12 protein-coding genes and 1 other annotated feature are annotated in these 13,792 nt (G+C 48.8%); of the genes, 4 read left to right on the top strand and 8 right to left on the bottom strand.

From position 1 onward, the window contains the following. The first annotated feature begins 68 nt into the window (after positions 1-68). Positions 69-1,337, top strand: coding sequence for a BaiN/RdsA family NAD(P)/FAD-dependent oxidoreductase (locus EEX84_RS00060; RefSeq protein ID WP_123163540.1), 1,269 nt, complete (start codon positions 69-71; stop codon positions 1,335-1,337). Between the two features lie 220 nt (positions 1,338-1,557). Here the strand turns inward: EEX84_RS00060 and leuS are convergent, their stop codons facing one another. The 4 genes from leuS to EEX84_RS00040 form a co-directional block, all read right to left on the bottom strand. Next, on the bottom strand, positions 1,558-3,969 hold the full coding sequence (gene leuS, locus EEX84_RS00055; RefSeq protein WP_123163539.1) for a leucine--tRNA ligase: 2,412 nt from the start codon (positions 3,967-3,969) through the stop codon (positions 1,558-1,560). Between the two features lie 42 nt (positions 3,970-4,011). Next, positions 4,012-4,219 (bottom strand) — a binding site (T-box leader). A gap of 47 nt (positions 4,220-4,266) precedes the next feature. Next, the gene (locus tag EEX84_RS00050) at positions 4,267-4,917 is read right to left on the bottom strand and encodes a 3-oxoacid CoA-transferase subunit B (RefSeq protein ID WP_123163538.1); all 651 of its coding nucleotides are present in this window, start codon (positions 4,915-4,917) and stop codon (positions 4,267-4,269) included. An 18-nt stretch (positions 4,918-4,935) separates the two neighbouring features. After that, positions 4,936-5,628, bottom strand: a complete 693-nt coding sequence (locus EEX84_RS00045; RefSeq protein ID WP_123163537.1) for a CoA transferase subunit A — start codon at positions 5,626-5,628, stop codon at positions 4,936-4,938. Between the two features lie 174 nt (positions 5,629-5,802). After that, on the bottom strand, positions 5,803-6,999 hold the full coding sequence (locus EEX84_RS00040; protein ID WP_123163536.1) for an MDR family MFS transporter: 1,197 nt from the start codon (positions 6,997-6,999) through the stop codon (positions 5,803-5,805). Between the two features lie 157 nt (positions 7,000-7,156). On the opposite strand from EEX84_RS00040, the gene mnmL reads away from it, so the two are divergent. Then, a complete protein-coding gene (mnmL, locus tag EEX84_RS00035; RefSeq protein ID WP_123163535.1) occupies positions 7,157-8,110 on the top strand; it encodes a tRNA modification radical SAM protein MnmL/YtqA in 954 nt (317 codons plus the stop codon). After that, positions 8,107-8,676 (top strand): tRNA 5-(aminomethyl)-2-thiouridylate-methyltransferase MnmM, encoded by a 570-nt coding sequence (gene mnmM, locus EEX84_RS00030; protein ID WP_123163534.1) that lies wholly within the window; start codon positions 8,107-8,109, stop codon positions 8,674-8,676. The genes mnmL and mnmM overlap by 4 nt, the downstream gene beginning before the upstream one ends. Before the next feature lie 32 nt (positions 8,677-8,708). On the opposite strand, the gene EEX84_RS00025 is transcribed toward mnmM, so the two are convergent. The 4 genes from EEX84_RS00025 to EEX84_RS00010 form a co-directional block, all read right to left on the bottom strand. After that, positions 8,709-9,266, bottom strand: a complete 558-nt coding sequence (locus EEX84_RS00025) for a GNAT family N-acetyltransferase (protein ID WP_123163533.1) — start codon at positions 9,264-9,266, stop codon at positions 8,709-8,711. A gap of 74 nt (positions 9,267-9,340) precedes the next feature. Beyond that, entirely contained in the window at positions 9,341-10,363 is a 1,023-nt protein-coding gene (locus tag EEX84_RS00020; protein WP_123164011.1) for a zinc-binding alcohol dehydrogenase family protein, read from the bottom strand. Between the two features lie 510 nt (positions 10,364-10,873). After that, positions 10,874-12,472: a pyruvate oxidase gene (locus EEX84_RS00015; protein ID WP_123163532.1), complete on the bottom strand. Its 1,599-nt coding sequence runs from the start codon at positions 12,470-12,472 to the stop codon at positions 10,874-10,876. Between the two features lie 175 nt (positions 12,473-12,647). Then, positions 12,648-13,121 (bottom strand): immunoglobulin-like domain-containing protein, encoded by a 474-nt coding sequence (locus EEX84_RS00010; RefSeq protein ID WP_123163531.1) that lies wholly within the window; start codon positions 13,119-13,121, stop codon positions 12,648-12,650. A 206-nt stretch (positions 13,122-13,327) separates the two neighbouring features. Between EEX84_RS00010 and EEX84_RS00005 the strand changes: the two genes are divergently transcribed. After that, positions 13,328-13,792: short chain dehydrogenase (locus EEX84_RS00005; RefSeq protein WP_123163530.1), on the top strand; the 465-nt coding region annotated here is incomplete at its 3' end.

Genomic DNA, 13,792 nt, shown 5'->3' with positions numbered 1-13,792 from the left:
AGAAATTACTCAATCAGTTTCAGTGTACGCGAGAATGCTGAACATCAAAAGAAAGCGAGTTTTAACTTATGTATGATGTAATTGTTATCGGCGGCGGACCGTCGGGTTTGATGGCCTCCATTGCTGCGGCCTCCAATAAGCAAAAGGTTTTATTGATCGAAAAGGGAAAGAAACTTGGAAAGAAACTGGTCATCTCCGGCGGAGGGCGCTGCAACGTCACCAACCGTCTGCCACTTGAAGAAATCGTCAAAAATATTCCCGGCAACGGACGGTTTTTGCACAGCCCGTTTTCGGTGTTCAATAACGAAGACATCATTGCATTTTTCGAAGGGCTCGGCGTGGCCTTGAAAGAAGAAGACCACGGCCGCATGTTCCCTGTCTCCAACCGCGCTCAGGATGTGGCCGATGCCATGTTCCGTGAAATGGACCGTCTGGATGTGACCGTGCTGCTGGATTCTCCGGTCAAGAAATTATTGATGACCGATGACAAAGTCGCCGGCGTGCGCCTGCATTCGGGCGAAGAATACACCGCCAAAGCGATTGTCGTAGCGGTCGGCGGAAAAGCGGTTCCGCAAACCGGTTCCACAGGAGACGGCTATCCATGGGCGGAAAAAGCCGGACATACGGTGACGGATCTGTATCCGACCGAAGTTCCGCTATTGTCAAAAGAGCCGTTCATTGTCAGCCGTGAACTGCAGGGTCTGGCACTTCGTGACGCCGCCGTCTCCGTGTTGAATAAAAAAGGCAAGGCACTCGTCACCCACCAGATGGACATGCTGTTCACCCACTTCGGTTTGAGCGGCCCCGCCATTCTGCGCTGCAGCCAATTCGTCGTCAAGGAAATGAAGAAAAACGGCGGTGCACCTGTTGATATGCGCATCAATTCACTGCCGGATGAGAACGTGGAATCGGCTTTTCAACTGCTTTTCAAAATGATGAAAGATGAACCAAAGAAGTCCGTTAAAAATGTCTGGAAAAGTTTGGCGCAGGAACGCTGGCTTCTGTTTCTGATGGAGCGCGCCGGAATCGACCCCTCCATTACCGGAGCGGAACTTGCGAGCGATAAAGTTCGTGCGCTGGCCACACAATTGACGTCGTTTACGATGACTGTCAATGGCACGCAATCCATCGAAAAAGCGTTTGTCACAGGCGGAGGCGTTTCCATCAAGGAAATTGAGCCGAAGACAATGGCTTCCAGGAAAAAGCCCGGCCTCTATTTCTGCGGCGAGATTTTGGATATCCACGGCTACACCGGCGGGTACAATATCACATCCGCTTTAGTGACCGGCAATGTCGCCGGAAGAAGCGCTGCAGCATTTGCGAAAATGGTGGATTAAATATTGAAAGAAGCCAGTTGCATTGTCGCAACTGGCTTCTTTTTTTGCTTTTATTCGGCGCGGAAAGTATTTTCATTCTAAGGGAAAGTATTTCTGCCAGTTTGGAACGTATTTTTCGGCTAAGAGACAGTATTTCGCCCCCAAAGGAAGGTAAATGAAAAAACTGGAAAAAAAGATGGCTCAAAAGCGTTTTTCAACGACTTTTGAGCCAAACGTTCTGTTATCCAATTACCACATTGACCAGTTTCCCTGGAATGGCGATGACTTTGCGGACTTGTTTGCCTTCCGCTGCTTTTTGAATTTGCTCATCGGCAAGTGCGGCTGCCTCCAGCTGTTCTTTCGTGCTGTCTTTGGCGATGACCAATTTGGTTCTCACTTTGCCGTTCACTTGAACAACGACTTCGATTTCGTCGTCGATCAATTTGGCTTCGTCATACTGAGGCCATTCTTCATATGTGACGGTTCCGCTATGACCCAATTTCTCCCACAGTTCTTCTGCAACATGAGGAGCGATCGGCGACAACAGTTTCACAAAGCCTTCCACGTATTCTTTCGGAATCGCATCGGCTTTATAGCCTTCATTGATAAAGACCATCATTTGTGAAATGGCCGTATTGAAGCGAAGCCCTTCAAAATCGTCCGTCACTTTTTTGACCGTCTGGTGATAGACTTTTTCCAATTTGCCGTCGTTCGCTTCAACAATCTTGCTGCTTAATTGGTCTTCCTCTACGAATAAACGCCAGACGCGGTCAAGGAAGCGGCGCGCCCCTTCCAACCCGTTTGTCGACCAGGCGATGGATGCATCCAGCGGTCCCATGAACATTTCATAGAGGCGAAGCGTATCTGCCCCGTGGCTTTCGATGATGTGATCCGGATTGACGACATTACCTTTGGATTTGGACATTTTCTCGTTGCCTTCACCCAGAATCATGCCTTGGTTGAACAGCTTCTGGAATGGTTCTTTTGTCGAAACAACACCGATATCATACAGCACTTTATGCCAGAAACGTGCATACAGCAAATGAAGAACGGCGTGTTCGGCGCCTCCAATATAAACATCGACCGGCAGCCAGTGTTTCAGCAGTTCCGGGTCCGCCAGCATGTCGTCGTTATTCGGATCGATAAAGCGCAGGTAATACCAGCAGCTTCCCGCCCATTGCGGCATCGTATTTGTTTCACGGCGGCCTTTCATGCCGGTTTCGGGATCAACAACATTGACCCACTCTTCAATATTGGCAAGCGGTGATTCGCCTGTGCCACTCGGTTTGATGTCAGATGTAACCGGAAGCGTCAACGGCAGATCTTTTTCCTCGACCGGCGTCATTGTGCCGTCTTCCCAGTGGATGATTGGAATCGGCTCACCCCAATAGCGCTGGCGGCTGAACAGCCAGTCGCGCAGACGGTAAGTGATTTTCTTTTCACCGACACCGTGTTCCACTGCCCATTCGATGGCTTTTTCAATGGCTTCGGTTTTATTCAAACCATTCAGGAAATCAGAGTTGATCAACTTCCCGTCTCCTGCATAGGCTTCGTTTTCAATATCTCCGCCTGACACAACTTCGACGATCGGCAAATCGAATTGCTTGGCGAATTCATAGTCACGCTCGTCATGAGCCGGAACTGCCATGATGGCCCCAGTACCGTATGTAGCCAGCACATAATCGGCAATCCAGATCGGCATTTTTTCACCGCTCACCGGATTGATGGCATAAGCGCCTGTGAAGACACCCGATTTCGTTTTGGCCAGATCGGTGCGCTCCAAGTCGCTTTTCGTTTTCACTTCGTCAATATAGCTTTCAACGGCCTGTTTCTGTTCAGCCGTCGTGATGTCAGAAACCAGTTCGTGTTCCGGCGCCAATACCGCATATGTCGCGCCGAAAATCGTATCCGGACGGGTAGTGAATGCCCGGAAGGAATGATCTGTTTCATCAATTTTGAACTCCAGTTCCGCCCCTTCCGAACGGCCGATCCAGTTGCGCTGCATATCTTTCAAGCTTTCCGGCCAGTCCAGCTCGTCCAGATCTTCCAGCAGGCGGTCTGCATATTCCGTTATGCGCAGCACCCATTGGCGCATCGGTTTGCGTTCCACGGGATGGCCGCCGCGTTCGGATACACCGTCGACCACTTCTTCGTTGGCAAGCACAGTTCCCAGTGCCGGACACCAATTGACCGCCACTTCATCAACATAGGCCAGACCTTTTTTGTACAGCTGAATAAAAATCCATTGTGTCCATTTGTAATAGCCTGGATCCGTTGTGTTGATTTCGCGGTCCCAATCATAGGAAAAGCCAAGTTCCTGGATTTGGCGCTTGAACGTGGCAATATTTTTTGCAGTGAATTCAGCCGGGTCATTCCCGGTGTCGAGCGCGTATTGTTCTGCCGGCAGGCCAAAAGCGTCCCAGCCCATCGGATGAAGCACATTGTATCCCTGCATACGTTTGACACGGCTCAAAATATCCGTCGCCGTATAGCCTTCCGGATGGCCGACGTGAAGACCGGCACCCGACGGATACGGGAACATATCCAATGCATAGAACTTCGGTTTGGATGTATCGGTTTCCATCTTGAATGTGTTATTTTCCTGCCAGTATTTCTGCCATTTCTTCTCTACTTCTTTATGTCTGAAAGTCATCTTCGTATCCTCCTCAAATATAAAAACTCCCGTCCCTTGTGAATAAGGGACGGGAGTTTCCCGCGGTACCACCCAAATTAGCGAACGCTCGCTCAACTTGTACCCATAACGCGGGGAAACGATGCATCTTACTCAATTTCACATACACTGACTCCAAGGCGAGTTTCAATTGCCTTGTTCACCGGCTCGCACCATCCGCCGGCTCTCTGTGGAACAAAAACAATTTACTGATCCTCTTCACTGTCATTTGCTATTGATATTCATTTTAGACGAGTCCCGGATTTTTGGCAATAGTTATCAAACTTTGACGTTGTCCGTATTCAACGGAGCATCCGTTGAATCGATGATATCCTGCACCGTGAACCCTTCAAACACTTCTGACAAGACGAGCCCTGTGTCTGTCACTTCAATCACTGCACGCTCTGTAATGATTTTATCGACGACTCCTTTACCGGTCAACGGCAACTCGCATTGTTTTTTTATTTTCGGGGAACCATCTTTGGATACATGATCCATGATGACAATGACTTTTTTGGCTCCGTGCACCAGATCCATCGCCCCGCCCATACCTTTTATCATTTTTCCTGGAATCATCCAGTTTGCCAAATCGCCGTTTTCGGCCACTTCCATGCCGCCCAGAATAGCGACGTCGATATGGCCGCCGCGGATCATCGCAAACGATTCGGCACTGGTAAAGAAAGCAGAACCGGGAATTGTCGTAACAGTTTCTTTTCCGGCATTGATCAGATCCGGATCGACTTCGTCTTCAGTCGGATAAGGCCCGATGCCCAGCAATCCATTTTCCGACTGCAGTACAACTTGCTTATTATCGGAAATAAAATTCGCCACGAGTGTCGGCATGCCGATGCCCAGGTTGACATAGTCGCCGTCTTTGATTTCTTTTTCCGCACGTTTTGCAATGCGTTCTCTTACTGATTTTTTATCCACAGATCTCCACTTCCTTTCTTATACAGTGCGAGTCGTCAACCGCTCAATTCGTTTTTCCTGTTTTGCCTGGATCAATCCCTGCACATAAATGCTCGGTGTCTGCACCTGGTTTGGATCGATATCGCCAGTCTCCACAATTTCTTCCACTTCGGCAATCGTCACTTGTCCGGCTGCGGCAGCCAGTGGATTAAAGTTCTGAGCTGTCTTGTTATAAACCAGGTTGCCCATTTTATCGGCTTTAGCGGCACGAACCAATGCAAAATCCGCTTTCAATGCATGTTCCAGCACATACTCCTTACCGTCGAACTCACGGATCTCTTTTCCTTCCGCTATCAGTGTACCGACTCCTGCCGGTGTAAAAAATGCAGGAATTCCTGCTCCCCCTGCACGCATTTTTTCCGCCAGCGTTCCTTGCGGCGTCAGTTCCACTTCGATTTCTCCGGACAGTACCTGTCTTTCAAACTCTTTGTTTTCGCCGACATAGGAGCCGATCATTTTTTTAATCTGCTTGTTTTTCAGCAGCAATCCCAGCCCCCATTCGTCAACGCCGCAGTTATTGGAAATGATCGTCAAATCCGTAACTCCTTTGTCCACCAGCGCCAATATCAATTGTTCCGGAATTCCAACCAAACCGAATCCGCCAACCATGATGGTCGCACCGTCCTGTATTTGTTCAACTGCTTCTTTTGCAGAACCGTAAATCGGTTTCACCCGCAGTCCCTCCTTTATGTTTGTGTAAAATAAAACCTGGTATGTAAAGCGCTTTCTTCTTTCATTTAAACAAACAATCATTTAAAAGGCAACACGGGAAAAGTGCTGTGGGCTGGCCAGCGGAGCAAATGACGAAAAAGCCGGCAACAAAGTTTCTTTGCCGCCGGCTTCCTGTTACTGGACATAACTTTCGTCCAGCTGCTCTTTTTTAGTTTGTTTCAATGGCACGTCATACAGCAAAGAAGCGGCCACTGCGAGGATCAACAAGAACGAAATCAAAATGAACAAAGCCGGCATACCGTAGAAGTCGACCATGATTCCGCCAAGCAAAGGACCGATCATCCGTCCACCCGTCGCCACGCTGTTGACAATTCCCTGATAAAAACCTTCCCGGCCTTTCGGCGCCAAATGATTGGCCAGTGCCGGAACCGCCGGCCAGACGAACATTTCTCCGAGAGTCAGAATGGCCATGGCAGCGACAAACATACTGAAGTCCTGCGCAAAAGCGACCACCACGTACGAAGCCATCATGATGAAAATACCGATGACCAATTGGCTCTTGATGTTGTGTTCAATCCGCTTGATCACCGGTCGGATCACTGGCTGTCCCAAGACGATAAGCAAGCCGTTCAGCGTCCATAAATAACTGTATTGTGTCAGCGAAATGCCGATCTCCTGTGTATATGCGGAAATCGTCGACTGCCACTGCACATAACCGATCCAGCACAGCAAATAGCCGACCAGGACAATAAGCAGCGCGAAGAACGGAGCACGGTTTTTGATCTTTTTTCCTTCATTGAAAACACTGGTATGTGAAATTGTCGAGATGGCCATGTTCCGATAACTGACCAACGCAATGAAAAAGAACAAAATGTACATCCCCAGATTCGCCATGAATATATAATTAAAACTGTAAGTTGCCAAAATCCCAGCCATCGCCGGTCCTGCCGCTACACCGACGTTTTGGGCCAAATAAATGGCATTAAACGCTTTTCTTCCGCCTTCCGGCCAGGCGGTTCCGACCATGGCATATATGCTCGGAAAAACCACACCTCCGCTAAAGCCGATGATGGTGTAAAAAACGACAAACGGCAAAAACTCATGCCAGACGGTGAGTCCGCTCAGCGCAATCAAAGTCACGACGACTCCAAACATGATGGATTTGTATCCCCCTATACGGTCAAACATCAATCCGCCCGTCAAATTCCCGATGACGGCGGCTCCTGCGTTGGCCATCAGTACGAATCCCGCAAGTGTCAAAGATTTCCCTAAATGATCATGCATATATATCGTAGTCAGCGGCCACAAAAACGAATGCCCTGTAACATTTACAAACATTCCAATGATTAACAGCCAAACGCTTTTTGGCATCTTCGTCTCTCCTTCGTTATCAATTCCAAGAGACATTGTATTCCTTTTTCACAGCCTCTACAAGAAATTTATTTCGACTGCCGGAAAGTCAGATTTTTCAGCCGTTGTAGCCTGATTTTTCGACGTGCTACAATGTCTGTAAGAGGAGTTGTTGACAATGAAAACCACTTTGCCTTTTTCTTCTGACGGCAAACGATATTATACATGGAACCGCCATTTGCGTGACCATTTCGGATGTAAAGTGATGAAAATCGCCTTGGACGCCGGCTTTGACTGCCCAAACCGGGATGGTACAGTGGCACATGGCGGCTGCACATTCTGTTCCGTGGCAGGGTCAGGCGATTTTGCCGGCGACCGCGTCGATCCGATCCCCGTTCAATTTGAAAAAATCAAATCGAATATGCACCGCAAATGGAAAGACGGCAAATACATGGCTTATTTTCAGGCCTATACCAATACGCACGCCCCTCTTCCGGTCATCAAAGAAAAATTTGAAGCAGCACTGGAACAGGAAAACGTTGTCGGCTTGAGCATTGCGACCCGCCCCGATTGCCTGCCGAAAGATGTTGTCGATTATTTGGCGGACTTGAACGAGCGTACATATTTATGGGTCGAACTCGGACTGCAGACCGTCCATGAGAAAACGGCGCTGCTTGTCAACCGTGCCCACGATTTCGAATCCTACGTGGAGGGAGTGGCCAAACTCCGTGACCGCGGCATCCGCGTCTGCACACATATCATCAACGGGTTGCCGATGGAAGACAAAGACATGATGATGGAGACGGCGCGCGAAGTGGCTAAACTGGATGTACAGGGCATCAAGATCCATTTGCTGCATCTGCTGAAAGGAACTCCGATGGTCAAGCAATACGAAAAAGGCATGGTCGAATTTCTGGAGAAACAGGAATACATTCACCTGGTCGCGGATCAACTTGAAGTGCTGCCACCGGAGATGGTCGTCCAGCGGATTACAGGAGACGGTCCGATCGATTTAATGATCGGGCCAATGTGGAGCGTCAACAAATGGGACGTTTTGAACGGCATCGATGCGGAACTGGAACGAAGAAACAGCTGGCAGGGCAAGCAGTTTTTTGGGAGCGTGAAAGCATGACATTGCAGCGTGTATTGCCGTTCACCAAATCTTTGCTCGAACAAGCAGTGACTCCCGGGGGCACCGTTATTGATGCCACTGCCGGCAATGGCCACGATACCCACTTTCTGGCGGGGCTGACCGGCGAATCGGGCAAAGTTTACGCCTTTGATATTCAGAAGGAAGCCATTGAAGCGACCCAGAAACGCGTGGAAGCATTCGAGCATGTCAAATTAATCCACGACAGCCATGCGGAAATCAGCCGGTATGTGAAAGAACCAATATCGGCAGCGGTCTTCAATCTGGGCTATTTGCCAAAAGGCGACCACCGGATCATTACAAAAGCGAAAAGTACGGTGAGCGCCATAGGGCAATGCCTGGAGCTGTTACAGGAAAACGGACTTGTGCTGGTGGTCATTTACTCGGGACATGAAGGCGGCAGCGAAGAACGCGACGCTGTCATGAAGTATGTACAGGAGCTCCCGCAAGTTGCTTATGATGTGATGCAATACGGATTCATCAACCAAAAACATTCGCCGCCGTTTCTGGTGGCAATTGAGAAAAAGCGGCAGCCTGGAAACTCTTAATCCTTTATATAGAACAAGACAATGGATTTTGACTATCCATTGTCTTGTTTTTTGTTTTCTTCCTTTTTCTTGGCCCATTCGTCTTCCAGCATGCTCATTTCCCATAAGCTCCAATAGCCGCCGTTGATTCTGCTGACGTCTCTCAGCAGTCCTTCTTTTTTGAAGCCCACTTTTTCATAACAGGCAATGGCCGGTTTGTTGAAGTCGTAGACACCGAGCGTTACGCGGTGGAGCTGGAGGCCATCAAATCCGATTTGGACGATCTTGTTCATCATTTGTTGGCCGATCCCTTGTCCTCTGACGGATTCGTCTCCCACCAGCACTCTCCCGACACGTGCAGACTTATTTTTTCTGTCGATTTTCGCCAGGGAAATATGTCCGATTGCGTTGCCGGTTTTCTGATGCACAACTGTAAATGCCAGAATCGCCGGCTCTTCTCCCGTTGTTTCTGACAGGTACTTCTCCAGCTGCTCTTCAGTTAACGGGAAATCAAAGTTTGCTCCTCCCCATTGCAGTAAAAATTCAGGACTGGTAATCCAATCGATCAATTGCGAAAAGTCCTGACGCTCAAATTTTCTCAGCTCAATCATTGTGCCGCTTTGCCTCCTTTTCAGTACTTATTCGCTGTAAAAAGAGCAGAAGGGCTTTCCCTCCTGCTCCCCTATTATTTTTCCACAGGACCTTCCAATACTATCTTCCCAATGGTCCGGCCTGTCATTAATTTTTCGTATGCTTCTTTCAGCGTTGTCGGATTGATGGGAGCCAGTTGTTCATTCATCGTGGAACGGATTTTTCCGGTGTCCACCCAGTCGGCCAGTTCATTCAGCAAATGATGCTGGTCAATCATGTCTTCAGTCTGGAACATCGAACGTGTATACATCAGCTCATAAACGAATGTAACACTTTTACCGAACAAGGCAGGGGCCAGTGGCTGGAAAGTCGGCAAAATCGAACAGATCTTTCCTTGCGGCAAAATGACATCAGCCATGCCTTTCATATGGTCATCGACGTTTGTCAGGCAGAAGATGTAGTGTGCGCCTTCGATGCCGAGTTCCTCTAATTGTGGTTTCAATGGCTCATGGTGATTAATCGTGTAGTCGGCCCCATGGTCTTTCGCCCACTCGATCGTTTCGGAACGGGATGCGGTACCGATAACTGTCAATCCGATCAATTTGGCGAGCTGTGTCGCTACGGAACCTACCCCGCCGGCAGCTCCGATGATCAAAATATTCTTCCCTGCATTGTCTTCCGGGCTTCTGGAAATCCCGAGGCGCACAAAAAGGGCTTCCATCGCAGTAAGACTCGTCAATGGCAAGGCGGCCGCGTGGGCGAAATCAAGGCTTTTCGGTTTTTTGCCGACAATCCGTTCATCAACGAGATGGAATTCACTATGGCCACCCGCTCTAACGTTGGTGCCGGCATAGAATACTTCGTCTCCCACTTGAAACAGGGAACAGTCTTCTCCGGTTTCCACGACGACGCCGGCAACGTCACGCCCGACAATTGTCAGAGAATCGTCGTCCGGATCTTTCGTATCGCGCGTCTTGTAATCAGTCGGATTCACTGATACTGCGCGGACTTCGACAAGTAGATCCTTTCCTGTTGCTGCAGGTCTTTCCATTTCAACCGCCTCGAATGCAGGCGGTTCTGATTGAGGTCCCGGTTTATAAAATCCAAGTGCTGTCATTTTCGTAGTCAACTGGCTTCGCCTTCCTTTCTTTTTCTGAAACTATTGATAAAGTACACTTCCTGTTTTATCGTATCTCCAGCCTCAGAACAATTATACGGAGACTATATATAAGTTGAACTAATACTCTTTAGTAATCGATATTCCGCAAAACAGCTTCGCTTGCCTGGGGGCTCGCGCTGAGCTAACTCGGGCTTAACGCCCGAGTGGATCTCACCACTTCGCTTGGTCCCCTGGGCGTCTTCGCTGTTTTGCTCCATATCTTTAGCGACTTCTCTCAGCGCCGGCGCGACTCCGGACTGGACGGAGCAATAAGACGAGTGGTCTTCTCGGCTTATGGCGGGAAAGGTATTGGCCAAAGGTAGTTTGGCCGATGCCTTTGCGACGAAGCAGCGAAGCGATGCAACGCCTTTTCATGTCTCGAAGCTAGCGCAGCGATGCAGAGACAGGAGCACCGGTTTATGTCCAAAGCGCCGAAGCGTTAGATAAAGAATTATTCTTTTGTTCAACTTATATAGAAGAGATATCCTCCACATAGGCATCGATGACAACCGGCTTCCGGCTGTCTTTCGCTTTCGCCAACGCTTCTTTCAGTTCCGCACGCGTCTTGGCCGTAAAACCTTGTCCTCCACAGGCATCGGCAAAAGAAGCAAAATCGATATTGGCGAGGTCGACATTCGTCGGTTTATTGCCAGCCTGCTTTTGCTCGTCTTCAATCAATTGAAGTTTCTGGTTATTGAAGACCACGACAATCATCGGCAAATCGTACTTGACGGCTGTAACAAAATCCTGCATGCCCATGGAAAACCCGCCATCCCCGACAATGGCAATCACTTGTTTGTCAGGGTAAGCCAGCTTCGCGGCAATGGCACCGGGCAGCGCGCATCCCATCGTGCCCAGCCATGCTGAAATCACCATTTTTTGCTTGGATAATTTTAAATAGCGGGCAGTCCAAATTGTGATGCTGCCGACATCCAAAGACACCACCGCGTCTTTTTCCATGATGTGCTGGATTTCTCCCAATACCTGCTGTGGTTGGAGCATGGCTGTTTCTTTGTCAATATCAGCCTGTAATTGCAGATGCCACTCTTTCCTCTTTTCGATGTATGTGTGTAAAAACCCTTCATCTTTTTCATCCAGGTTCTGCGTCAGCCAAGTAAGCGCGGGACCCAGTTCTCCAACAATCCCTACCGTCGAAGGATAATATTTCCCAATCACGCGGGGATCGATGTCAATCTGAACAGCTGGTGCATCGTCTGGAAGATACTCACGATAAGGGTACGATGTGCCCGCAAGGACAATGAGATCGGCTTCTTTCATTGCTTCTGAAGCGGGTTTTGTACCCAATTGACCCAGCTGCCCAAGATTGTGCGGATGGTCATCCGGAATCATTCCTTTGGATGGCAGTGATGCGATGAGTGGCGCCTTTAGCTTTTCAGCAAATTTGAGCACTTCAGGGACCGCCCCGTCTGCTCCTTTACCTGCCAGGATGACGGGCTTTTTTGCCGCCTGCAGCAGTTTTGCGGCATCTCTTAAATCTTCTTCCGCCGCTCTGATGTTCGGCTTGGAATATTCCGAAGACGTCAGCGCTTTTTCCCGTTTGATCTTGGTGCTGAACAAATCATCGGAAACCACAAGCACTGCAGGGCCTTTCTCTGCGTACGCTGCCCGAATCGCCTGATTCAGCATATCGGGCAGCTGCTCGGCTGTTTGGACGCGCCGGTTAAAGACCGATACATCTTCGAACATCGATTCCAGCTTCAACTCTTGAAAGTCATCAGTCCCTACAGATGAGGTGGTGACTTGACCGACAAGCGCCAGCACGGGCGTCTTGTCTTTCATGGCATCGTATAATCCGTTCTGCAGATGAACAGCACCCGGTCCGGCAATCGACAAACAGACACCGATATGGCCGGTCAGCTTCGAATAGGCAGAAGCTGCCAGCGCCCCGGTTTCTTCATGACGGATTTGGATAAACCGAATGTCGTCTTCTGTTCGCAGCTCTTCCATCAATTCGTTAATGGAGTCACCGGGCATTCCATAAATATGCTGCACTTTCCATTCTTTCAATAAATCGATGACGTAACGGCCGCCTGTACTTTCAAACATATGCATCCCTCGCTTTTTCGGTAGTGGATTGCTAAGAATTTCTTTTTTCTGTTCTACACCTTCATCCCCTCAACATACCTCTAAACTCCTTTCTTTAAACCTGCTTAAAATGAAAAAGAACGATGGGCTGCCTGGCCAGTCGCTCTTTCAACTCACCTCCAATGCAGGTAGTTGTTCATTCCACTGTAAGGGGCGCTGCCACGGATATTTCGTGGAATGGTGAACTGTCCGACATAAACGTTTTCACCAAACGATAGTCGCCCGGCACCAAAGTGATGCCCACGTCGTCGATTGAAAACACCTGCCTGATTTCATGTCCATTCGCTAATACAGCCCCATAGTCTTTCAAGTTGGGATTGTTCAGAAAGACGGCATCGGAATGGATGATCATGTACCATTTTCCTTCTTTATTGATTTCAATATGATAATAATCGCCCAGCCCGTAATCTTTTCCGCTGTCATTATGGAGGACCGTTTCAATGACCGAAGGCGGCCCATCGAATGTGCTTTCCAGCAGTTCAATTGACAAGCCGGCGCTCGAAGCCTGCATATTCTGATCAGGGGAAGGATCCGGCAAAACGGGGACTTCCGCTTCAGCACTGCATGCCACAAGAAGCAATGTAAATAATAAGATCAGTAATCGTTTCATGAAACCACCTCCATCTTCAGCATATATGTTACCGGACGGAGATGCCTTGATGTGAATCAAATAAGTGCCATCTATCTTCTCATTAGAAAATGACAGAGCACTTTCAAGATAAATAATTGGACAGACGATTCAGAATACTTTCTTCAGGAAATGAAAACCAGTAGTATATAGAGAATGAAAATTATTTCAAAGGAGCAGTGATAGTGATGAAGATTGTCGTAGTTGGCGGAACGGGAACTGTAGGTAAAGCGGTGGTTGATCTATTAAGCGAGGAACACGAAGTGATTACAGCCAGTCCATCAAGCGGAGATATCAGAGTAGACATCACTTCGGTGGACAGCATCGAACAGATGTATAAAGAAGTTCCTGATATTGATGCAGTGATCAGCACAACAGGAGCTGCCCATTTCGGCAAGTTGAGCGAGCTTACTCCAGAGCTGAATGAAAAAGCAATCGAAAGCAAACTGAAAGGCCAGATCAACCTGGTGCTGATCGGCCAACATTACATAAACGCGGGTGGCAGCTTTACATTAACTGCCGGAGTCATGTTGGATGATCCAATCGCAAAAGGCACATCATCGGCCATGGCTAATGGAGGGATCGCAGCCTTTACCCAATCGGCAGCCATCGAATTGCAAAACGGTGTCCGCATCAATACAGTAAGCCCGAAC

The sequence above is a fragment of the Planococcus salinus genome (assembly GCF_003719725.1).
GTDB classification, from domain to species: domain Bacteria; phylum Bacillota; class Bacilli; order Bacillales_A; family Planococcaceae; genus Planococcus; species Planococcus salinus.
Note: the sequence above shows the minus strand (reverse complement) of the source record. Positions and strands in the feature narration are given on the sequence as shown.

What these genes read in the sequence shown, in the direction of transcription:
- mnmL (WP_123163535.1), top strand. Translation starts at nt 7,157, where the DNA reads ATGAAAACCACTTTGCCTTTTTCTTCTGACGGCAAACGATATTATACA.
- EEX84_RS00010 (WP_123163531.1), bottom strand. Translation starts at nt 13,121, where the DNA reads ATGAAACGATTACTGATCTTATTATTTACATTGCTTCTTGTGGCATGC.
- mnmM (WP_123163534.1), top strand. Translation starts at nt 8,107, where the DNA reads ATGACATTGCAGCGTGTATTGCCGTTCACCAAATCTTTGCTCGAACAA.
- EEX84_RS00040 (WP_123163536.1), bottom strand. Translation starts at nt 6,999, where the DNA reads ATGCCAAAAAGCGTTTGGCTGTTAATCATTGGAATGTTTGTAAATGTT.
- EEX84_RS00015 (WP_123163532.1), bottom strand. Translation starts at nt 12,472, where the DNA reads ATGTTTGAAAGTACAGGCGGCCGTTACGTCATCGATTTATTGAAAGAA.
- leuS (WP_123163539.1), bottom strand. Translation starts at nt 3,969, where the DNA reads ATGACTTTCAGACATAAAGAAGTAGAGAAGAAATGGCAGAAATACTGG.
- EEX84_RS00025 (WP_123163533.1), bottom strand. Translation starts at nt 9,266, where the DNA reads ATGATTGAGCTGAGAAAATTTGAGCGTCAGGACTTTTCGCAATTGATC.
- EEX84_RS00020 (WP_123164011.1), bottom strand. Translation starts at nt 10,363, where the DNA reads ATGACAGCACTTGGATTTTATAAACCGGGACCTCAATCAGAACCGCCT.
- EEX84_RS00060 (WP_123163540.1), top strand. Translation starts at nt 69, where the DNA reads ATGTATGATGTAATTGTTATCGGCGGCGGACCGTCGGGTTTGATGGCC.